The following is a 21,531-nucleotide window of genomic DNA, read 5'->3' as shown; positions in this document are numbered from 1 at the left end:
GGGAATGCATATTGAAATGAAAAACATTTCAAAGGCGTTCAATGGCAATCCTGTTTTGAAGAATGCACAGTTTATGATTGAAACAGGAGAAGTCCATGCATTGATGGGGGAAAATGGAGCGGGTAAATCAACGCTCATGAAGATTTTAACAGGTGTATACAAAAAAGATGGTGGGACAATCACAATTGATGGGCAAGAGCGCACCTTTAAAAATGCGAAAGAAGCTGAAGAGTACGGCATCGCATTTATACATCAAGAACTAAACATATTGCCGAATTTAACAGTAGCTGAAAATATGTTTCTCGGTAAAGAGTTAATGTATGGGAAAACAGGTATTTTACGCACTCGACAAATGAACGCGATTGCGCAGCAGCAACTAGCGGAGTTAGGGTTGCATGTAAGAGGCGCTATGTTAGCAGAGGAATTATCGGTTGGACAACAGCAAATTATCGAAATTGCGAAAGCATTAATGACAAACGCGAGCGTTATTATTATGGATGAACCTACTGCGGCACTGACGGATCGTGAAATCGAAACGCTCTTTACAGTAATCAATAAGTTACGTAAAGAAGGTGTTTCATTCGTGTACATTTCGCATCGTATGGAAGAGATTTTCTCAATATGTGATGCTATTACGATTTTGCGTGATGGAGAATACGTGGGAAAGAGATTAATTCCAGAAACATCATTTGATGAAGTAGTGAGTATGATGGTGGGGCGCAGCATTGGTGAACGTTACCCAGAGCGAAATAGTCAAATTGGTGATGTCATTTTTGAAATGCGTAACGGAACGAAGAAAGGGAAATTTGAAAATGTTTCGTTTCAAGTGAGGAAAGGTGAAATCCTTGGTGTAGCTGGTTTGATGGGGGCTGGTCGCACTGATATTATGAAAGCGATATTTGGTTATGAACCTTTAGACTCTGGACAAATTTTTATAAATGGACAAGAAGTAAAGATTGATAGTCCAATAGATGCAATTAGACAAAGAATTGCTTTCATTACAGAAGATAGAAAGTCTGAAGGATTAGTGTTAGATTTTTCAATTCGAGAAAATTTAGCTTTACCGAATTTAGAAAGTCTTTCAAAGGGAAGTGTTCTAAGCAACGAGCTAGAACAACAGTTTACAGAGGATATGATGAAGCTTCTTAATGTGAAAGCATCTAGCGGAGAGCAGGCAGTGAAATCTCTTTCTGGTGGAAATCAGCAAAAGATTGTAATCGCAAAATGGCTAGGCATTCATCCGCAATTACTCATTTTAGATGAGCCAACAAGGGGTGTTGATGTTGGAGCGAAAAAAGAAATTTACTCTATTATGAATAAGCTTACAGAGCAAGGCGATGCCGTTATTATGGTATCATCTGAGCTTCCGGAAGTTTTAGGGATGAGTGATCGAGTTCTTGTTATTCATGAAGGAAAAGTCGGCGGAGTTTTAGGGGAAGATGAGGCATCACAAGAGTCTATTATGGCACTAGCTACAGGGGGAGAGTAAGGATGGCTAAGAAGGGGAATGTATTACAACAACTCGGTTCTTTAATCGGTTTAGTATTAATTATCGTCGTAATTACAGCTTTAAATCCAGCGTTTATTGAAATTCCAAATTTATTTAATATACTGCGTCAAGTATCGATTAATGCGCTTATTGCATTCGGAATGACCTTCGTAATTTTAACAGGGGGTATTGACTTATCGGTAGGTTCTATTTTAGCATTATCAAGTGCACTTGTTGCTGGAATGATGGCAAGTGGCATGGATCCGTTCCTTGCAATGGCAGTTGGACTATTAGCAGGTCTTGTAATGGGAATTGTAAACGGTATCATCATTGCGAAAGGAAAAGTAGCTCCATTTATTGCAACTTTAGCAACAATGACTATTTTTCGTGGGTTGACGCTTGTTTATATGGACGGACGTCCGATCACTGGTCTTGGTGATCATTTAATGTTCCAAATGTTTGGCCGCGGTTATTTTCTTGGTATTCCGGTACCAGCTGTTACAATGATGATCGCTTTCGCAGTACTGTACTTCATTTTGAAGAAAACGACATTTGGCCGTCGTACATTTGCAATTGGTGGAAATGAAGAAGCAGCAGCACTATCAGGTATTAATGTTACGAGAATTAAAGTAATGATTTACGGTCTTTCCGGAATTTTGGCAGCGCTTGCAGGTATTGTCTTAACATCACGACTAGATTCTGCACAGCCGACTGCAGGTACTTCTTACGAATTAGATGCAATTGCAGCAGTTGTATTAGGTGGAACAAGTCTTTCTGGGGGAAGAGGATGGATTGTTGGTACATTCATCGGTGTACTTATTATCGGTGTACTAAATAACGGTTTAAATTTATTAGGTGTATCTTCTTTCTTCCAACAAGTTGTAAAAGGACTTGTAATCTTATTAGCTGTATTAATTGATCGTAGAAAAGAAGCGTAATGGAGGGACAGTTCATGAAGAAATGGTTACTTATACTCGTTGCATGTATTATGGTCATTACTGCTGGTTGTTCAATGGAACCGCCAGAATGGGCAAAGGATTCTAGCGATAAAGGTCGAAATAAAACTATTAAAGTTGGATTCTCTGTTTCAACTTTAAATAATCCCTTCTTTGTAACTTTGAAAAAGGGGGCAGAAAAGAAAGCGAAAGATAGTGGCATCGAATTGATTGCTGTTGATGCGCAAAATGATGCAGCAAAGCAAACGAACGATGTTGAAGATTTAATTCAAAAGGGTGTCGATGTAGTTGTTATTAATCCGACCGATTCAGATGCTGTTGCTTCAGCAGTAAGTGCGGCAAATGCAGCAAATGTTCCTGTTATTACAGTAGACCGCGTTGCGAATTCAGGTAAGGTTGTTTCTCACATTGCATCTAATAATATTGAAGGTGGTCAAATGGCTAGTGATTACATTCGTGAATTAGTCGGCGAAGGAGCAAACGTTGCTGAGTTAGAAGGAATCCCTGGATCGTCTGCTGCTCGTGAACGTGGGAAAGGATTCCATAACGTAGCCGATAAGTCTTTAAAAGTAGTTGCCAAACAAGCGGCTGATTTTGATAGAGCGAAAGGATTATCTGTTATGGAAAATATTTTGCAAGCAAATAGCGATATTAAAGCCGTGTTTGCTCATAACGACGAGATGGCATTAGGTGCACTTGAAGCATTGAAGTCTGCTGGAAAAACAGATGTAGTAGTTGTTGGATTTGATGCAACAGAAGATGCTGTGAAAGCGGTTAACGATGGGCGTATGGCTGCAACAGTCGCTCAAAAACCAGAATTAATCGGAGAGAAGGCGATGCAAACAGCAAAAGAGATAACACAAGGTAAAAAAGTGGACAAATCTATTCCGATTGAATTAGAGCTTATTAAGAAAAATAAATAAATATAAAATGAAAATTAGGAAGGAAGAATAACAAATGAAATTCTTTATTGATACAGCAAACATTAACGAAATTAAAGAGGCAAATGCATTAGGCGTATTAGCTGGAGTAACGACAAATCCATCACTTGTAGCAAAAGAAGGCGTAGATTTCCACGAACGCATTCGTGAAATTTGCAACGTTGTAGAAGGACCTGTAAGTGCAGAAGTAATTAGCTTAGAAGCTGATAAAATGATCGAAGAAGGAAAAGAATTAGCGAAAATTGCTCCAAACGTTGTTGTAAAAGTTCCAATGACAACAGAAGGTTTAAAAGCAGTAAAAGCATTCTCTGACTTAGGAATTCGTACAAACGTTACATTAGTATTCTCAGCAGTTCAAGCGTTACTTGCAGCTCGTGCTGGTGCAACATACGTTTCACCATTCTTAGGTCGCTTAGACGATATCGGTCATAACGGTATGGACTTAATTCGTCAAATCGCAGAAATCTTTGCGATTCATGGCATCGAAACAGAAATCATTGCAGCATCTGTACGTCACAGTGTTCACGTAACTGACGCAGCATTAAACGGTGCACATATTGCAACAATCCCAGCAAACGTAATTGCTTCATTAGTGAAGCACCCATTAACAGATCAAGGAATTGAGAAATTCTTAGCTGATTGGGAAAAAACACAAGAGAAATAATAGAAAAGCAAGAATCCTAGTTTAATTGACTAGGATTCTTTTTTATTTAAAAGAATTTTCATGCAATTTTGCATATTGTCTTTTAAATTTATTATATAAGATATTTAATATATATCACATAACTCTTTATTTTTCATATTTCGATATAAAGTGAAACTTTAATCAGTGGGGGCTTTGTTCATTCCCACACTGATTATTAATTGAACCAAGGGATAAAAAGATAGAGGGTCTGACCAGAAAACTGGAGGGCATGATTCTATAACAGAAAGCTTAACGTTTATAGAATTATGCCTTTTTATATAGGGAGGGTAGTAAACGGGGATTTCGACAAAAATGTACTTATTTATCTGAATTTTAAGTTTTATAAAAGGAGAGAAATGGAATGAGAAGAAAAGCGCCATTTAAAGTGTTATCGTCATTAGCAATTGCGGCAATTATCGGATGCACATCTGTAATGAGTGCTCCATTAACATACGCAGAAACGCCAGCAAAAGAGAAAGATAATGTATCTACAACACCAATTGATTACAATTTAATTCAAGAAGATCGTTTAGCGGAAGCACTGAAAGAAAGAGGAACAATTAATCCAGCATCTTCTAAAGAAGAGACGAAAAAAGCTGTTGAGCAATATATTGAAAAGAAACAAGGAGATCAGGCGAATAAAGAAATTCTTCCAGATGCTCACTCACAAGAAACGTCTGATTTCACAAAAAAAGTAAAAGAGAAAAAGATGGAAGAAAAGGAAAATGTAAAAAAGGCTGAAAAAAATGTTAGCCTTGAGCAAAAGCCAGAACCAAATAAAAAGCAATTGAATGGGCAAGTTCCAACTTCAAAAGCAAAGCAAGCTCCATATAAGGGATCTGTTCGATCGGATAAAGTATTAGTGTTACTCGTTGAATTTAGTGATTATAAACATAATAATATTGATCAAACACCAGGTTATATGTATTCGAAAGACTTTAGTAGAGAACATTATCAAAAGATGTTGTTCGGTAATGAGCCGTATACTTTATTTGATGGTTCAAAAGTAAAAACGTTTAAACAATACTATGAAGAGCAGTCTGGTGGTAGTTATACGACAGATGGATATGTAACGGAGTGGCTAACTGTTCCAGGAAAAGCATCTGATTATGGAGCTGATGGTAGCAGTGGTCACGATAATAAAGGTCCAAAGGGTGCACGTGATTTAGTGAAAGAAGCTTTGCATGCAGCTGCTGAGAAAGGACTAGATTTATCCCAGTTTGATCAATTTGATAGATATGATACAAACGGGGACGGGAATCAAAATGAACCTGATGGTGTAATTGATCATTTAATGGTAATCCATGCTGGTGTTGGTCAAGAAGCTGGTGGCGGTAAATTAGGTGATGATGCGATCTGGTCACATCGTTCAAAATTAGCAGTAGATCCAGTAGCGATTGAAGGTACGAAATCAAAGGTAGATTACTTTGGTGGTAAAGTAGCAGCACATGATTACACAATTGAACCAGAAGATGGAGCTGTAGGTGTGTTTGCACATGAATTTGGACATGATCTTGGATTACCAGATGAATATGACACGAAATATACTGGAAATGGTTCACCAGTCGAAGCTTGGTCATTAATGAGTGGAGGTAGTTGGACAGGGAAAATCGCAGGAACAGAGCCGACTAGTTTTTCACCACAAAATAAAGATTTCTTACAAAAGAATATGGGTGGCAACTGGGCAAAAATATTAGAAGTAGATTACGATAAAATTAAGAGTGGTGTGGGAGTTCCTACCTATATTGATCAAAGTGTTACGAAATCAAATCGTCCAGGAGTTGTACGTGTTAACTTACCAGGTAAAAGTGTTGAAACGATTAAACCGGAGTTTGGAAAGCATGCATATTATAGTACAAGAGGCGATGATATGCATACAACGTTAGAGACACCATTCTTTGATTTAACGAAAGGAACAAATGCAAAATTCGATTATAAAGCAAATTATGAGTTAGAAGCAGAGTGCGATTTCGTCGAAGTACATGCAGTAACAGAAGATGGAACGAAAACATTAATTGATAGACTTGGGGAAAAAGTAGTCCAAGGAGATAAAGATACAACAGATGGGAAATGGATTGATAAATCATATGATTTAAGTCAATTTAAAGGCAAAAAAGTGAAACTACAATTCGACTATATTACAGATCCGGCTGTAACATATAAAGGTTTTGCGATGGATAATGTAAATGTAACTGTTGATGGACAAGTTGTATTTTCTGATGATGTAGAAGGACAGTCTAAAATGAATTTAAATGGTTTTGTTGTTTCTGATGGGACAGAGAAGAAAGCTCATTATTACTACTTAGAGTGGAGAAACTATGCGGGATCAGATAATGGTTTAAAAGCAGGAAAAGGTCCAGTGTATAATACAGGCCTTGTCGTTTGGTATGCAGATGATAGTTTCAAAGATAACTGGGTTGGGATGCATCCAGGTGAAGGATTCCTGGGTGTTGTAGATTCTCATCCAGAAGCGCTAGTTGGTAATTTAAACGGAAAACCAGCATACGGTAATACGGGCATGCAAATTGCAGATGCTGCATTTTCATTTGATAAAACACCAGCATGGAGTGTAAATTCATTAACACGTGGTCAGTTTAACTATTCTGGATTACAAGGTGTTACAACTTTTGATGATTCAAAAGTATATAGTAACAAGCAAATTGCAGACGCAGGAAGAAAAGTTCCAAACCTTGGACTTAAATTCCAAGTTGTTGGACAGGCAGAAGATAAATCGGCAGGCGCTGTTTGGATTAAACGTTAATAACATAAAAGCACATTCTTCATATGAAGAGTGTGCTTTTTGATTTGTACAGTAAGTTATTATTTTAGTTTATCCCGCATTAACGGTCAGTAAGATCCCCACCTCAAAATTCAGTGGAAGTAAAGAAGTTAGTTGGGAGATCAACTGCCCGTAAAATCCCGATTGGTTCAACTAATAATCAGTGGGGAGGAACAAAACCCCCACTGATTAAAGTTTCACTTTATGTAATACAAGTGTTTATTCATGTGTACTGTATCAAATTATGTGGGGAAAGGAAATATTTCCGAGGAAATTGTCGAAGTATCGTCAGTATTTATAAAATTTCTGTTTAAAAGAAGAGATGTATTATTGCCTCTACGGCTCAATTTATTTACATTGTTATTTGGTTATACACAAAAGTAATATATTGGGCAAAAAGAGTTCTATTCGATAGGGCTCTTTGGTTTTGTATTTGATATACAAATATTAACCTCAATTGTTTGGAAATGTATCTTCTTGTTTAGCGTCATTTGGACTTTAACTACAGTTTTTGTTTTTCGTTTATATGAAGAAGGAGATGAGCGGTTACCTTTTATATTTAAATTAATTGGCATTATTCCAACGCTTCCATTATATTACGAGTTATATCAATATGCATTTAAAAAAAGACAACGATGGATTATCCCATCATTGTCTTTTTTACTTTGCTTCTTACATAAATCATCCCAGCAAATGTTAATAAAAATGCTGTCCCGATAATGAAGCTGACGCTAGGTGATGCTCCGATTGCGCCGACTGTAAAGGAGCCAGCAACAACTCCTAATGAGAAGAAGGCATAAAATAATCCGAATGCCTTTCCGCGATTATCGTCTGTAGTATTTTCAACGAGTAAAGCGTTAATAGATGGAAAGAGGATTGCGAATCCAATTCCATAAATCATCATTACGATAAAGAGCATACCTTTTGTAGCAAATAATCCGAGTAAAGATAATGCGAATGCCATAACTGCAATTCCGATTAGCATTAGTTTCGAACGATTAAATCGATCATAAATACGATTTGTTGGAAGTAAGAAGAAGAGGATAGCAGTTATACCAAATACACTTAACATCATGCCTGTTGTGGATGCTTTAAGCGCTAATGCCTCAACTTTTACTGGTAACATGTAAGTGACAATTCCTTGTGAAAACATTAATGTGAAAGCACCAATATATGCTTGTAATAACGGTTCTGATTTTAAAAGTTCAACCATATCTTCTTTGTTCATCATTTGTGTTCTTGATGTATCTTTTCTTGATACGTTATTTGGTAAGAAGAATAGAGATACGATCGTACCAAGAGCCATTAAAATAGAAATAGTAATGAAGACCCATTCTACGCCAGCTGTTGCTTTCATAATACCGCTGAAAGCAGGTCCTACGATTGCCGCTGTTCCAACAGCAGCACCAGATAGAGCCATTGCTTTTCCTTGTCTTTTTGTATTTGTTTGTTTTGATAAAAATGTAAAGGCAGCAGGAATTAAAAAGCCATCACTAAATCCATGCATAAAGCGAACAACTAATAGTTGTTCACCACTTTGAACAACGGTGTATAACAAGACTATGAAACTCGTAATTCCCATGCTTATATAAAGGATTTTTTTTGCACCAAATTTATCGACAGCGGCTCCAGCAATAATATTACCGATCATATTAGCGAATGAGTACATACCGACAACTAGCCCGATAATAAGAGGGGTTCCTCCAAGGCTTTGAGCGAAAGTACTCATAATAGGTAATTGTGAAAATGTATCTAAAAATGCCACGATAACGATAAAGTAAATAAAATATTTCAAGCGATATTCACCTCTCCTATGCTATTATGGCATAATGCTAATTTCACCTGCAATGAAATTGAATTAACAGATGTGGAAAAAAGCACAAAGTGACAAAATATTGAACGTTATTTGTAAAAAATTAGTAGGAATGTGATTGTTTTTTTGAAATATATGGATAGAAGTATTATAATAGAATTGTAAACTTCACCAGGTTAAGTATATACATAGAGAGGGATGTATAAAATGAAAGCACTACTTTGGCGTAATCAACGTGATGTACGAGTAGAAGAAGTACCAGAACCAACAGTAAAACCAGGAACAGTGAAAATCAAAGTTAAATGGTGTGGTATTTGTGGGACAGACTTGCATGAATATTTAGCAGGGCCTATTTTTATTCCAACAGAAGAACATCCATTAACACATGTGAAAGCACCTGTTATTTTAGGTCATGAGTTTAGTGGTGAGGTAATAGAGATTGGTGAAGGAGTTACATCTCATAAAGTGGGAGACCGCGTTGTTGTAGAACCAATTTATTCTTGTGGTAAATGTGAAGCTTGTAAACATGGACATTACAATGTTTGTGAACAACTTGTTTTCCACGGTCTTGGCGGAGAAGGCGGCGGTTTCTCTGAATATACAGTAGTACCAGAAGATATGGTTCATCACATTCCAGATGAAATGACGTATGAACAAGGTGCGCTTGTAGAACCAGCAGCAGTAGCAGTTCATGCAGTACGTCAAAGTAAATTAAAAGAAGGGGAAGCTGTAGCAGTATTTGGTTGCGGTCCAATTGGACTTCTTGTTATCCAAGCAGCTAAAGCAGCAGGAGCAACTCCTGTTATTGCAGTTGAACTTTCTAAAGAACGTCAAGAGTTAGCGAAATTAGCAGGTGCGGATTATGTATTAAATCCAGCAACTCAAGATGTGTTAGCTGAAATTCGTAACTTAACAAATGGTTTAGGGGTAAATGTTAGCTTTGAAGTAACAGGTGTTGAAGTTGTACTACGTCAAGCGATTGAAAGTACAAGCTTTGAAGGACAAACTGTAATTGTTAGTGTATGGGAAAAAGACGCAACAATTACTCCAAATAATTTAGTATTAAAAGAAAAAGAAGTTATTGGTATTTTAGGATACCGTCACATCTTCCCAGCCGTTATTAAATTAATTAGCTCTGGTCAAATTCAAGCAGAGAAATTAATTACGAAAAAAATTACAGTGGATCAAGTTGTTGAAGAAGGATTTGAAGCACTTGTAAAAGATAAAACACAAGTGAAAATTCTTGTTTCACCTAAATAAGATAGAATCGAATAAAGTAGCCCTTTTCTAGAAATAGAAGAGGGCTACTTTTTTTCTATACTGAAAGGTGATAGACTTTCCTTTGACTCAATGTATTTTTGTTTGGAAGGGAGAATCTAATGCTTTCATTTTTGTTAACTTTAAAGCGAATGTTAAGAGCCTGTTTACGAGCGTGGAAAGATAAAGAATTTCAAGTATTATTTGTATTAACAATTCTGACTTTAATATCGGGTACGATTTTTTATAGTACAGTTGAAGGATTACGTCCTATTGACGCTTTATATTTTAGTGTGGTCACGTTGACGACTGTCGGTGATGGGAATTTTAGTCCGCAAACTGATTTCGGAAAGATATTTACAATCTTATACATATTTATTGGGATTGGACTAGTGTTTGGATTTATTCATAAGTTAGCAGTTAATGTACAATTGCCAAGTATATTATCGAATAGAAAAAAAGAGTAAAGCATTCAGATGCTTTACTTTTTTTTTACATTAGTTTAGACAAGCCTTAATAATAGTTTATTAAAATGAAAGTGTATTCATTCATTATATTCACTGTGTATAAAGTTATAATGATATGAACATTTGCATATTTTAATTTAGTGATAGAAATTTCGTGAAAGGTGGGATATTCTAGTCATAGGTTAACCGGACGACATCATAGGATCCTAACAAAATGTTTACAATAATTCAATTATAAAATGGAGGATTTTATATGAAAAAGAAAGTACTTGCTTTAGCAGCAGCTATTACATTAGTTGCTCCATTACAAAGTGTTGCATTTGCTCATGAAAATGATGGGGCACAGAGATTTGGAGTTATTCCGCGCTGGTCTGCTGAAGATAAACATAAAGAAGGCGTGAATTCTCATTTATGGATTGTAAACCGTGCAATTGATATTATGTCTCGTAATACAACACTTGTAAAACAAGATCGAGTTGCACTATTAAATGAATGGCGTACGGAGTTAGAGAACGGTATTTATGCTGCTGACTATGAAAATCCTTATTATGATAATAGCACATTTGCTTCACATTTCTATGACCCTGACAATGGGAAAACTTATATTCCGTATGCAAAGCAAGCAAAGGAAACAGGAGCTAAATATTTTAAATTAGCTGGTGAGTCTTATAAAAATAAAGATATGAAACAAGCGTTCTTCTATTTAGGATTATCTCTTCATTATTTAGGGGATGTAAACCAACCGATGCATGCGGCAAACTTTACGAATCTATCGTATCCACAAGGATTCCATTCTAAATATGAAAACTTTGTAGATACGATAAAAGATAATTATAAAGTAACGGATGGAAATGGATATTGGAACTGGAAAGGTACGAATCCAGAAGATTGGATTCATGGAGCAGCAGTAGTTGCGAAACAAGATTACGCTGGCATTGTAAATGATAATACGAAAGATTGGTTCGTGAGAGCTGCTGTATCACAAGAATATGCAGATAAATGGCGCGCTGAAGTTACACCAATGACAGGTAAGCGTTTAATGGATGCACAACGTGTTACTGCTGGATATATTCAGCTTTGGTTTGATACGTACGGAAATCGTTAAGTATTTAAAAAAGGTCAAATCTCAGAATAGAGTATTTGGCCTTTTTATCACTATACAATACATGGGGGTATGAAACGTGAAATGTAAATTGCTAAAAGGTGTACTTAGCTTAGGTGTTGGTTTAGGAGCTTTATATAGCGGAACGTCAGCTCAAGCAGAAGTGTCTACAAATCAAAATGATACATTAAAAGTGATGACGCATAATGTATATATGCTATCAACAAACTTATATCCGAACTGGGGACAAACTGAGCGTGCTGATTTAATCGGGGCGGCAGATTATATAAAGAATCAAGATGTAGTTATATTAAATGAAGTGTTTGATAATAGCGCTTCAGATCGTTTATTAGGGAATTTGAAGAAAGAATATCCAAATCAAACAGCAGTATTAGGTCGTAGTAGTGGAAGTGAATGGGATAAAACGTTAGGAAACTATTCATCTTCAACTCCTGAAGATGGTGGCGTTGCGATTGTGAGCAAATGGCCAATCGCTGAAAAGATTCAATATGTATTTGCAAAAGGATGCGGGCCAGATAATTTATCGAATAAAGGATTTGTATACACGAAAATTAAGAAAAATGATCGTTTCATTCACGTGATTGGGACGCATTTGCAGGCTGAAGATAGTATGTGCGGAAAAACTTCACCAGCATCTGTACGTACAGACCAATTAAAAGAAATTCAAGACTTTATTAAAAATAAAAATATACCAAATAATGAGTATGTGTTAATTGGTGGTGATATGAACGTAAATAAAATTAATGCAGAGAACAAGAATGATTCAGAGTATGCATCTATGTTTAAAACATTGAACGCTTCTGTACCATCTTATACTGGACATACAGCGACTTGGGACGCAACGACAAACAGTATTGCAAAATATAATTTCCCTGATAGTCCTGCTGAGTATTTAGATTATATTATTGCAAGTAAAGACCATGCGAACCCATCATATATAGAGAATAAGGTGTTACAGCCGAAATCTCCACAATGGACTGTTACATCATGGTTCCAAAAATATACGTATAATGATTACTCTGATCATTATCCAGTAGAGGCGACTATTTCTATGAAGTAGTTTCAAAAAGTTTCTTCGTAAAGAAGAAACTTTTTTTATTTGCAAACAGGAAAATCACACTTTCTTTCCAATATGTATAAGACATATTGAGAAGAGGAGAGAAAAATGTGGATAGAGGAATTTTTAAAGAAGTTCCATTACCGTGTGCATTTTTGGATGAAATGGCTTTAGATAGAAATATTCAATCGATTATAGAGTTAAGTGGAAATAAAAAGATTCGTATAGCGAGTAAATCGTTACGTTCTGTTCCGATTATGCAAAAGATACTAGCTGCAAATGATCGATTTCAAGGTATTATGTGCTTTTCACCTAGAGAGATTTTATTTTTAATAGAACAAGGATTTAATGATTTATTGCTTGGATATCCTGCTTACGATGAAAGAGCTCTGTATGAAATTAGTTTGTTAACAAAGAAAGGTTTCATTATAACTTGTATGGTGGATTGTGAAGAGCATATTGTGTATTTAGAAAGCATTGCTGAGAAATCTAAAGGATGTTTTCGTGTTTGTTTGGATATTGATATGAGTAGTCGTTTCTTTCAATTTCATTTTGGTGTACAAAGGTCCCCAGTAAAAAATGTGCAGGATGCGTTGAAAGTAGTAGAAAAGGTGAGAAGGTCATCATATTTAATGTTAGATGGTGTAATGGGTTATGAAGCTCAAATTGCTGGGGTGGGAGATCATATACCGAATCAATGGTTGAAAAGTAAAATAATTTCATATTTAAAGCAGAAATCAGTGCTAGAAGTGAAAGAAAGAAGAGAACATATTGTAAAAGCAATACAAAACCTTGGTATTGAGCTAAGGTTTGTAAATGGAGGCGGAACAGGAAGTATAAAAACAACCGAGAAAGATAATTCAGTTTCAGAGATTACAATAGGTTCTGCTTTTTATTCTCCGAAGCTGTTTGATTATTATAAAGAGGTGAAATTTTATCCAGCGGTCGGATTTGCCTTACCAGTTGTGCGTAAACCAGTCCCGTTTATTTACACTTGCCTAGGTGGTGGATATATTGCTTCAGGAGCAGTTGGAAAAGATAAAGAGCCTGAAGTTTGGAGACCGAAGGGTGCAAAACTATTAGCTTTAGAAGGTGCTGGCGAGGTACAAACGCCAATTTTTTATAAAGGTGAGGAACGAGTGGATATAGGAGAGTCCATTTTGTTTCGCCATAGTAAAGCTGGTGAGTTATGTGAGCGTTTTCCCTTTTTGTATCGTGTTAAAAAAGGAGAGATTGTTGGGGAGTATTCAACATATCGGGGGGATGGCCAATGCTTTCTATAGAGGGACAAAAGTGGAGAAATTGGACAGGGAATGTAGAAGGAACGCCGCATTATACGATGTATCCAGAAAGTATACAAGATGTAGTAGAAGTTGTGGGACTTGCGCGAAAAAAGGGGAAGAAAATTCGTGTTGTCGGTTCAGGACATTCGTTTACACCCCTTGTGCAAACGGAAGAAGTTTTAGTTTCTTTAGATGAATTGAAGGGTATTGTGAATATTGATGCAGAGAAGATGGTTGCTGAAGTATGGGCAGGAACAAAGTTATATGATTTAGGGAAGTTACTTGAGGAAAAAGGTTATGCGCAAGAAAATTTAGGGGATATTGATTCGCAATCTATTGCAGGAGCGATTAGTACGGGGACTCATGGAACGGGTATTACCTTTGGGAGCTTATCAACACAAGTTATAGAGATTACGGCAGTTCTATCTAATGGTGAGAGTATAGTTTGTTCGGAAGCTGAGAACGTAGAATATTGGAGAGCGTTTCAGTTGTCACTTGGAATGTTAGGTATCATTGTAAAGATAAAATTGAAGGTTATTCCAGCGTATTCACTCGTTTATGAAAGTGAAAAACAGTCATTATCCACTGTAATGAACAAACTAGAAGAATATAAGAAGCATCGTCATTTTGAATTTTTCGTTTTTCCTTATTCTGATGAAGTACAAGTAAAACTTACGAACGAAACAACGAATCAAGGCAGTGATTTGAAATGGCATAAACTAAAGGTGGAGTTACTTGAAAATAGGATGTTCTCTTTACTATCTAAAGGGTGTAAATGGTTTCCTTCTATAAGTAAAGGAGTGAGTCGATTATCAGCTAAAGCTGTACCAAACACAAAAATAATTGGCCCGAGCTATGAAGTATTTGCTACATCACGTACGGTACCATTTTATGAAATGGAGTATAGCATTCCTTCAAAGTATATGAGGACGGTTGTAGAAGAAATCTCAAATCTTATTGAAAAGAAAAAGTATAAGGTGCACTTCCCGATCGAATGCCGCTATGTAAAAGGGGATGATATATGGCTTAGTCCAGCCTATGGAAGAGATTCAGCGTATATCGCTGTTCATATGTATAAAGGTATGAAATATGCTGCTTACTTTGGCGAAGTGGAAAAAATTTTTCTGAAGTATGAAGGGCGTCCGCATTGGGGGAAAATGCATACATTATCATATGAGCAATTACAAGATATATATCCAGAGTTTCATTCGTTTTTACAGGTGAGGAAATCTCTAGATGAACTTGGAATGTTTTTTAATCCTTATGCAGAAAAGTTATTTATCCCGCTATTTGTCGGGCAGTAAGACCCCCGCTGATTAAGGTTTCACATTATGTATATGAAAAAGCTGACAAATAATTATTTGTCAGCTTTTTTTAGTGTAATTGCATTTCTTGTATGACTAATATGTTCATAAAATAGTAGTTTATCACGGCTAAATACATGCAGTAAAACATGAATAATGAATAGGCCGTTAATGATAAATAGGAATAACAATGTAACGAGTAATACTAAAGGCTCTGTGTGATTTAAAATAGAGCTACTAGAAAGAATATAATTGATTCCGCCTAGCGCAAAATAAAATATACCGTAGCGAATAAATAGTTCTTTTAATGTAATACGATTTGATTTTCCTTTCACGTGAATGCGAAGCAATGCTTTCCCAATTGTTTTTCCATTCGTAAAGTATGGAATAATAATAAAGTAAATAAGGATTGAACACGTAATGAAAATGAGTTCATACATATTGGTGTAAGATTGCATATTAGAAACGAAGAAAGAATTTCCTTTGTTTTTAACGACAGGTACGACGATAGATAAGAAAATCCAATCAATTTGCATCGCGATAAGGCGACGAATGAATCCGACTGGTTTCGTTTCCAAATTAATATGACTATCTAACTCGTTTGTCTTCGGAAGGAAGTACGTAAATATTGGTGCAATGATAAAACCAATTACGCCACCTAATGTATTTAAAAACAAATCATCGATATCAAATAATCGGTATGCACAATTGTATATACCGTATAATCCAGTCACTTGTGTTAGCTCAAAAAATAGTGAAAGGAAAAAGGAAATGCAAATTGTTTGTAAGAAACTACGTCGGAAATAATAACGTAAGTAAATGCCGAATGGAACAGTTAATAGAACATTAAAGGCAACTTGTAAAAACGCAGACTCTTTTAATAAGTAGAAATAAGTAGTTGGTTTCGTTAAAACTGCCGATGTATGACTACTAATCTCTTGTATGAAATAAAATGGTGAGAGTTGCATGTGTTGTGTATTAGCCGGTTGTAGGCTACAAGTATCAAACGTTTGTGGCAACGGCAAAATAACAAGAAAATAGGCATTTAATAAGTAAAGTAATAATGAGTATAAAATAAATGAGCGCCATTTATTTAAATAACCGTATTTTCGATAATTAAATATTAAAAAAGGAATTAAAAGAAACATTGCTAAAAAGGGAAATAAAATAAATGCTGTTTTCACTGGAAATAAATATGCAGTCAAAGTAAAACTCCTTTCAATAAAAATTCGTTTATCATTATAGCGCTAAAAATATTTAAATACAAAGTTAAAATCTTTCGAAATAGAAATAATTACTAATTTTATAGGAATTAAGTTATAATAAATTTAATATAAGGATATTATGATTATATAAGTTGAGAGAGGGTACAAGAGATGCGATATGAACTTTTTTCTGTAAGTGGGGATCATATTACGACTTTTGAAAGTGCATGGCGTTTTCAGGAGGGAGAACAGATTTTTGTTCATGATGATCAAACAAAACGAAACTTTATTATTATTCGGCTGACGCATGATGTATTTCAACAAAATAAACATGTTATTCGTTTGTATTGTCAAGAGAAGAAAGTGTATGCATAAGAGAAGCCCTCTTACAGTATGAAAAGTAAGAGGGTCCTTACCTCGTTATTTGTGAACAGCCCAATTGATGAGGGCTGATTAAAGTTTCACTTTATCATTTTGTCCCTCGTAAGGAATAAAAAGAGAAGGGTTAATGCACATAGGTAGCATTTGATTTGGAAGAAAGGATATAGCCTTGTATTTTGTGCTTCAAAGTTTCATTGCCTTCTTTTTGAGAAAGCCATGTATGGTAATCTTGTTGTGTTTTCCATAACATACGAATCATATATTCTGCCTTATCATTTGTACGATGAACATGTGAAAACTCTATGTTAATACAACCGTTCGTTCCAGGGGAAGGATAATATTGTTTAAGCCCATAAAATAGCTCATTTTCATATCCGTACTTAATGTGAATGAGTTTAGTAACTATAAACATATAAACACCTCTTTTACGATAATAGTAGGAAAGATAGAATTACTGTAATAGTGAACTTAAATAATATTATACTATTCAGAAAATTCAAAGTAAATGATAGGTTTTAACTTAATAAAGGTATAAAAAAGCGAGTCATTCTATTACACTAGATGACTCGCTTTCAATTTGTAAGTTTTACTTTATAAGAAAATAAGAGTAAGTACACCTACGATAATACAATAGAAAGAGAAATATTTTAAATTTCCTTTTGCCATAATGTTCATAAACCATTTTAGTGAAATATACGTCATGATAAATGTTGCGATGAATGCAACGACATATGGTACGAATAATGTGTCTAGATTTGGATCATTTGCAATGTCTGTAATGCTTAACAACAAGCCACCTAAGCTAACAGGAATGTATAGTAAGAATGAGAAGCGAAGAGCTGTTTCTTGCTTCATACCAAGTAACATTGCTGCTACGATTGTGGCACCAGATCGGCTTATTCCGGGAATCAGTGCGCAAGCTTGTGCTAATCCGACGATGATTGCATCTTTCATAGAAAGGTCGCCATCATTTTTACGACCGCGTAAATTTCTAATAATCCAAAGGCCGACAGCAGTAATAAGAAGGGAAATCCCAACCATCTTCACACCTTTTAAGTACTGATCGATGTAATCTTTAAATAAAACACCAATAACACCTGCTGGAATGGTTGCAATAACAAGATAAATAATAAAGAAGAAATCTGATTTTGCGTCTTCTGCTCTTGTAAATATATAAGAGAGACCATTCTTCGTTAGACGAATTAAATCATTTCTATAAATAAGTAATACAGCTAATAATGAAGCTGAATTAACAAGTAGTTCGAAGCTAAACCCTTCTATTTTTAGTCCTAGCAAATGTTGTGCTAAAACGAGATGACCACTTGAAGAAATCGGAATTGGTTCTGTTAGTCCTTGGAACAGACCGAGAATTAAATATTTTAAAACGTAGTAAAATTGTTCCATAATAACCTCCTTGTTTATTAGTTGAAAGAAACAACTTTTCCATTATAACAAAGATATGGATGAATATTGAAAAGAAATAAATATTCAAAATAAAATAAAAATCCCTTATAGCAGTATAAGGGATTTTTATTTTTAATTAAGAAGTTACTGTTTCTTGAAGACTTTTAGACAATTGAACATCGACTTTTTCAGCATCATGAATATGATTCATAATAGTAGTATTTAATTTTTGGAACATTTGTTGTGTGTTAGCGAATTCTCGTAATATGTCATCATTACAAGACTTTTGGTTTTCGATAGCCTTAATAACATTTGTAGCACCATTTTGTAACGTTTGAATCATAACTAAAATATTTTCAATTCTAGCATTTGTATCGGCGCTCATTTCTACACCTTCATCGACTAAATGTAAATTATCTTTTGTGTTATCATATGCTTTTTCAATTTCTTCTTGAATTTTTTTCGTTAAGTTGCCGATGTTTTTTGTACTTTCTGCTGTACTTTCCGCTAGTTTTCTTACCTCATTGGCAACGACAGCGAATCCTTTACCGTGCTCCCCAGCACGTGCGGCTTCAATACTCGCATTTAATGCAAGTAAATTTGTTTGTGCTGCAATGTTTTGAATGACTTCTACAATTTGCTCGATTTCCTTTGAGCGTTCGCTTAGATGATTCATACTATTAGACGTGCGTTGAGATTGTTCACCTAATTTATTAATTACAATAAGTAAGCGGTGAACGGATTCTTTTCCTTCATTAGAGCAGTCAATAATTTCTGCAATAGACTGAATTAAGCTTTGTTCCTTTTGTAACATTTCATTATTTAACTCATTGGAATGTGTCGTACGTGTTGAAACATTTTCGAAACATGAACTTAATTGTTGAACTAAATTTTGAAGTGTATTGTGTTGGTTATTTACAAGTTGATGCTCTTGGACAACGCTTTGTACACGATCGTGGATAGTAGAAATAGTCTCTTGCTTTTCAATATCCTTTTGTTTTAATTCTAATTCTAATTCTTGTATACGCTCTTCTAATTGAGCAATTGTATGTTGGAGTGATTTTTTTTGAGTAAACATGTATTTATTTCAACCGCCTTCGAAAGTTATATTTTCTCTATATTTGGATTTTAGCATCTTTTGTATTTTTTAAATATAGGAATTGTTAAATATTTAAGAATCTATTACATTTTATTCATAATTCTCTTTTTTTCGTCACGAAAAATAAACTGTATTTAATCGTTTTGTAAACAAACTGTAAAATAAATCATGTATAACTGTATAAGAAGGGAGTCGGATTATGAACTATTTTAAGCGAATCAGCTGTCTAGTATTAGCAGGAATTATCGGTCTTTCTAGTACAGTCGCTGTTAAAGCAGAGTCAAACGACGAGAAACTTAACAACATGCAACAGCAATTGCAACAAAACGATGCAGAAATGCAAAAGAAAGAGCAAGAAAAGCAAGCTGTTAGTAAAGAAATTAAAGGTATCGAAAACGAACTACATAATTTAAATAATACAATTGCAAAAAATAAAGAGGATCAAGCTGCTATTCAACGTAAAATTGATGAAACACATAAGCAGATTGAACAAAAAAAGGAAGAAATTATCGTTTTAGAGGATAAAGTCCTTGCTCGTAAAGATATTATGAGAAAACGTATGGTTTCTGTTCAAAACAGTTCAAATACAAGTTTAGTAGTAGAAGTTGTAGTAGAGTCAAAAAACTTTGCAGACTTCTTACAACGTATGAACGCAGTTTCTACTATTCTAGAAGCTGATAAAGAAATTTTACGTCTACAAGAACAAGATCTTCGTCAAATTGAAGAGGACAAGAAAACAATTGACGAAAAAGAAGCATCTTTAGTAGTAGACAAACAAAAATTAGCAAAAGCGCAAGCTGAACTGCAAGATAACCTGAAAAAACGTCAAGATAACTTGCAAACAGTTCAAGCTAAATATAATGAAGTTGCAAGCCAACTTAATTTAGCAGCGGAAGAGAAAGCTAAAATTGAATCAAATATGAAGGCAGTACAAGAAACAATTGCTCGTGAACAAGAAGCAGCAAGAATCGCAGCGGAAGAGCGTGCAAAAGCAGAAGCGGCTGCAAAAGCAGAGCAAGAAGCTTTAGTGAAAGCACAAGCAGAAATTGCTGAAAAGCAAAAACAAGAAAAAGCTAATAAACCAGCTGAACCAGTTGCTAATAATAATTCGAAGGTAGAACCTACAAAACCTGCACAACCTGAACCACCTTCTAAGCCAACTGCTGGTGGGAAAGAAATTTATGTAGAAGCTACAGCTTATACAGCTGATCCAGCGGAAAATGGTTATGCACCAGGTCAACAAGTATTTTCTGCATGGGGACACTATAACTTAACTGCAAACCCAGGAATGAAATTAATTGCTGTAGATCCAAATGTTATTCCATTAGGAAAGACTGTAAATGTTGAAGGTTATGGAGTAGCAATTGCAGCCGATACTGGTGGAGCTATTAAGGGGCATAGAATTGATGTTTTAATGCCAGATAAAGGTTCATCAAGTAGTTGGGGCAGAAGAACAGTTAAAGTTACAATTTTAAACTAAAGCGTAATCCAACTTTACAATACGTAAAGTTGGATTTTTTTATAATAATAATGTTAAGTTGAGTTTACATTTTGTTAAGGATAGCATACAATAATGGTGAGAGGTGGTAAATTTGACCATTTTAAATAGAGTAAAAGAATTAAGAGCTCGTTTTAACTTTACGCAAAGTGTATTAGCAGAAAAGGTTGGAGTAACGAGACAAACAATTGCTGCAATTGAAAAAGGGGATTACGTTCCTTCGTTGTTATTAGCACTTACAATTTGTGATGTGTTTCAGTTAAAGATGGAAGATGTGTTTGTTTTAAATAAGGAGGGGGAAGAGGATGAATAGAATTGTTTTTTCTTATATCATAAACGTGCTTTATACTGCTTTAGCATGCTGGACATTTGTTGAATTTTATAGTGTCATTACAGAGTTAGCAGATATAATTAAAAACGAGAAATTCCCATTTGAAGTATGGTTTAATGGAGTACCATTCATTTTATTATTTATTGGAGCAATTATAGTTACAATTTTTTATAGAATTCAAAAGAAAAAATATAAGAATTTATCTTTTTGGATGTATCCATTATTATTTCCGCTAGAAGATGAACGTGAAAAAGCGATTACGGATAAAGCTTGTCGAACAACATTTGTATCGTTATGGTTTGTGTTACCTTGTGCAGTTGGATTTTTAACTTTTTCGCCTATTATTAATGAATATCTTCCTGGATACCCATTATATATTCTATTTTCTATTTTCTTTATTCAAATGACAGTATTTCACGTATCACTATACAGAAATAAATTAGCTTAAAAAGAAACCTT

General features: G+C 35.0%; 20 protein-coding genes and 1 pseudogene. 16 read left to right on the top strand and 5 right to left on the bottom strand.

What is annotated here, in order from left to right; translation table 11 throughout:
- Positions 1-4 precede the first annotated feature (4 nt).
- From rbsA to DN404_RS30885, 6 genes and pseudogenes are all read left to right on the top strand, one after another.
- On the top strand, positions 5-1,489 hold the full coding sequence (gene rbsA, locus DN404_RS05210; protein ID WP_149214796.1) for a ribose ABC transporter ATP-binding protein RbsA: 1,485 nt from the start codon (positions 5-7) through the stop codon (positions 1,487-1,489).
- A gap of 2 nt (positions 1,490-1,491) precedes the next feature.
- Positions 1,492-2,427, top strand: a complete 936-nt coding sequence (locus tag DN404_RS05205) for an ABC transporter permease subunit (RefSeq protein ID WP_001074641.1) — start codon at positions 1,492-1,494, stop codon at positions 2,425-2,427.
- Between the two features lie 14 nt (positions 2,428-2,441).
- Complete coding sequence (gene rbsB / locus DN404_RS05200; RefSeq protein ID WP_000758976.1) at positions 2,442-3,368, top strand: ribose ABC transporter substrate-binding protein RbsB; 927 nt, start codon at positions 2,442-2,444, stop codon at positions 3,366-3,368.
- 34 nt (positions 3,369-3,402) lie between these two features.
- On the top strand, positions 3,403-4,050 hold the full coding sequence (gene fsa / locus DN404_RS05195) for a fructose-6-phosphate aldolase (RefSeq protein ID WP_000667661.1): 648 nt from the start codon (positions 3,403-3,405) through the stop codon (positions 4,048-4,050).
- Between the two features lie 382 nt (positions 4,051-4,432).
- Positions 4,433-6,832 carry a M6 family metalloprotease immune inhibitor InhA2 gene (inhA2, locus tag DN404_RS05190; RefSeq protein ID WP_001252990.1) on the top strand — a complete coding sequence of 800 codons (2,400 nt, stop codon included), beginning with the start codon at positions 4,433-4,435 and terminating at the stop codon, positions 6,830-6,832.
- Positions 6,833-7,261: 429 nt separating this feature from the next.
- Positions 7,262-7,471 (top strand): annotated as a pseudogene (locus DN404_RS30885) (hypothetical protein); the annotation flags it as partial.
- Positions 7,472-7,490: 19 nt separating this feature from the next.
- Here DN404_RS30885 and DN404_RS05180 read toward each other — a convergent pair.
- On the bottom strand, positions 7,491-8,645 hold the full coding sequence (locus DN404_RS05180; protein ID WP_086388464.1) for an MFS transporter: 1,155 nt from the start codon (positions 8,643-8,645) through the stop codon (positions 7,491-7,493).
- A 225-nt stretch (positions 8,646-8,870) separates the two neighbouring features.
- On the opposite strand from DN404_RS05180, the gene bdhA reads away from it, so the two are divergent.
- From bdhA to DN404_RS05150, 6 genes are all read left to right on the top strand, one after another.
- Positions 8,871-9,923 carry a (R,R)-butanediol dehydrogenase gene (gene bdhA / locus DN404_RS05175; protein ID WP_149214795.1) on the top strand — a complete coding sequence of 351 codons (1,053 nt, stop codon included), beginning with the start codon at positions 8,871-8,873 and terminating at the stop codon, positions 9,921-9,923.
- Between the two features lie 119 nt (positions 9,924-10,042).
- The gene (locus DN404_RS05170; protein WP_000948210.1) at positions 10,043-10,387 is read left to right on the top strand and encodes a potassium channel family protein; all 345 of its coding nucleotides are present in this window, start codon (positions 10,043-10,045) and stop codon (positions 10,385-10,387) included.
- A 253-nt stretch (positions 10,388-10,640) separates the two neighbouring features.
- Positions 10,641-11,492: a phospholipase CerA gene (cerA, locus tag DN404_RS05165; RefSeq protein WP_000730995.1), complete on the top strand. Its 852-nt coding sequence runs from the start codon at positions 10,641-10,643 to the stop codon at positions 11,490-11,492.
- Positions 11,493-11,568: 76 nt separating this feature from the next.
- The gene (gene sph / locus DN404_RS05160; protein WP_086388463.1) at positions 11,569-12,570 is read left to right on the top strand and encodes a sphingomyelinase C; all 1,002 of its coding nucleotides are present in this window, start codon (positions 11,569-11,571) and stop codon (positions 12,568-12,570) included.
- A gap of 107 nt (positions 12,571-12,677) precedes the next feature.
- Positions 12,678-13,850: an amino acid deaminase/aldolase gene (locus tag DN404_RS05155; protein WP_000373736.1), complete on the top strand. Its 1,173-nt coding sequence runs from the start codon at positions 12,678-12,680 to the stop codon at positions 13,848-13,850.
- Positions 13,838-15,154, top strand: a complete 1,317-nt coding sequence (locus DN404_RS05150) for a D-arabinono-1,4-lactone oxidase (RefSeq protein ID WP_006920836.1) — start codon at positions 13,838-13,840, stop codon at positions 15,152-15,154. The genes DN404_RS05155 and DN404_RS05150 overlap by 13 nt, the downstream gene beginning before the upstream one ends.
- A gap of 53 nt (positions 15,155-15,207) precedes the next feature.
- On the opposite strand, the gene DN404_RS05145 is transcribed toward DN404_RS05150, so the two are convergent.
- On the bottom strand, positions 15,208-16,359 hold the full coding sequence (locus tag DN404_RS05145) for a VanZ family protein (protein ID WP_000128028.1): 1,152 nt from the start codon (positions 16,357-16,359) through the stop codon (positions 15,208-15,210).
- Positions 16,360-16,530: 171 nt separating this feature from the next.
- Between DN404_RS05145 and DN404_RS05140 the strand changes: the two genes are divergently transcribed.
- Positions 16,531-16,734, top strand: a complete 204-nt coding sequence (locus tag DN404_RS05140) for a hypothetical protein (protein ID WP_001268332.1) — start codon at positions 16,531-16,533, stop codon at positions 16,732-16,734.
- Between the two features lie 130 nt (positions 16,735-16,864).
- Here DN404_RS05140 and DN404_RS05135 read toward each other — a convergent pair whose 3' ends face one another.
- The 3 genes from DN404_RS05135 to DN404_RS05125 form a co-directional block, all read right to left on the bottom strand.
- Positions 16,865-17,152 (bottom strand): hypothetical protein, encoded by a 288-nt coding sequence (locus DN404_RS05135; protein ID WP_000471249.1) that lies wholly within the window; start codon positions 17,150-17,152, stop codon positions 16,865-16,867.
- Between the two features lie 179 nt (positions 17,153-17,331).
- Entirely contained in the window at positions 17,332-18,144 is an 813-nt protein-coding gene (locus DN404_RS05130) for an undecaprenyl-diphosphate phosphatase (RefSeq protein WP_000434794.1), read from the bottom strand.
- Positions 18,145-18,280: 136 nt separating this feature from the next.
- Entirely contained in the window at positions 18,281-18,958 is a 678-nt protein-coding gene (locus DN404_RS05125; RefSeq protein ID WP_000939456.1) for a methyl-accepting chemotaxis protein, read from the bottom strand.
- A gap of 484 nt (positions 18,959-19,442) precedes the next feature.
- Between DN404_RS05125 and DN404_RS05120 the strand changes: the two genes are divergently transcribed.
- The 3 genes from DN404_RS05120 to DN404_RS05110 all read left to right on the top strand — a co-directional run bounded on the left by DN404_RS05120 (position 19,443) and on the right by DN404_RS05110 (position 21,520).
- Positions 19,443-20,723 carry a 3D domain-containing protein gene (locus DN404_RS05120; protein ID WP_149214794.1) on the top strand — a complete coding sequence of 427 codons (1,281 nt, stop codon included), beginning with the start codon at positions 19,443-19,445 and terminating at the stop codon, positions 20,721-20,723.
- A gap of 112 nt (positions 20,724-20,835) precedes the next feature.
- Positions 20,836-21,054: a helix-turn-helix transcriptional regulator gene (locus tag DN404_RS05115; protein ID WP_000154019.1), complete on the top strand. Its 219-nt coding sequence runs from the start codon at positions 20,836-20,838 to the stop codon at positions 21,052-21,054.
- Complete coding sequence (locus DN404_RS05110; protein WP_001080043.1) at positions 21,047-21,520, top strand: DUF2178 domain-containing protein; 474 nt, start codon at positions 21,047-21,049, stop codon at positions 21,518-21,520. The genes DN404_RS05115 and DN404_RS05110 overlap by 8 nt, the downstream gene beginning before the upstream one ends.
- Positions 21,521-21,531 lie beyond the last annotated feature (11 nt).

The sequence above is a fragment of the Bacillus sp. TE8-1 genome, assembly GCF_008368855.1.
GTDB classification, from domain to species: domain Bacteria; phylum Bacillota; class Bacilli; order Bacillales; family Bacillaceae_G; genus Bacillus_A; species Bacillus_A cereus.
This window is presented reverse-complemented; position numbering and strand designations above follow the sequence as displayed.

Bases quoted from the DNA above. Each gene is read 5' to 3' on its own strand.
- inhA2 (WP_001252990.1), top strand. From the start codon at position 4,433: ATGAGAAGAAAAGCGCCATTTAAAGTGTTATCGTCATTAGCAATTGCG.
- DN404_RS05170 (WP_000948210.1), top strand. From the start codon at position 10,043: ATGCTTTCATTTTTGTTAACTTTAAAGCGAATGTTAAGAGCCTGTTTA.
- DN404_RS05120 (WP_149214794.1), top strand. From the start codon at position 19,443: ATGAACTATTTTAAGCGAATCAGCTGTCTAGTATTAGCAGGAATTATC.
- rbsB (WP_000758976.1), top strand. From the start codon at position 2,442: ATGAAGAAATGGTTACTTATACTCGTTGCATGTATTATGGTCATTACT.
- cerA (WP_000730995.1), top strand. From the start codon at position 10,641: ATGAAAAAGAAAGTACTTGCTTTAGCAGCAGCTATTACATTAGTTGCT.
- DN404_RS05110 (WP_001080043.1), top strand. From the start codon at position 21,047: ATGAATAGAATTGTTTTTTCTTATATCATAAACGTGCTTTATACTGCT.
- fsa (WP_000667661.1), top strand. From the start codon at position 3,403: ATGAAATTCTTTATTGATACAGCAAACATTAACGAAATTAAAGAGGCA.
- DN404_RS05140 (WP_001268332.1), top strand. From the start codon at position 16,531: ATGCGATATGAACTTTTTTCTGTAAGTGGGGATCATATTACGACTTTT.
- bdhA (WP_149214795.1), top strand. From the start codon at position 8,871: ATGAAAGCACTACTTTGGCGTAATCAACGTGATGTACGAGTAGAAGAA.
- DN404_RS05205 (WP_001074641.1), top strand. From the start codon at position 1,492: ATGGCTAAGAAGGGGAATGTATTACAACAACTCGGTTCTTTAATCGGT.
- DN404_RS05135 (WP_000471249.1), bottom strand. From the start codon at position 17,152: ATGTTTATAGTTACTAAACTCATTCACATTAAGTACGGATATGAAAAT.
- DN404_RS05125 (WP_000939456.1), bottom strand. From the start codon at position 18,958: ATGTTACAAAAGGAACAAAGCTTAATTCAGTCTATTGCAGAAATTATT.
- DN404_RS05130 (WP_000434794.1), bottom strand. From the start codon at position 18,144: ATGGAACAATTTTACTACGTTTTAAAATATTTAATTCTCGGTCTGTTC.
- rbsA (WP_149214796.1), top strand. From the start codon at position 5: ATGCATATTGAAATGAAAAACATTTCAAAGGCGTTCAATGGCAATCCT.
- DN404_RS05150 (WP_006920836.1), top strand. From the start codon at position 13,838: ATGCTTTCTATAGAGGGACAAAAGTGGAGAAATTGGACAGGGAATGTA.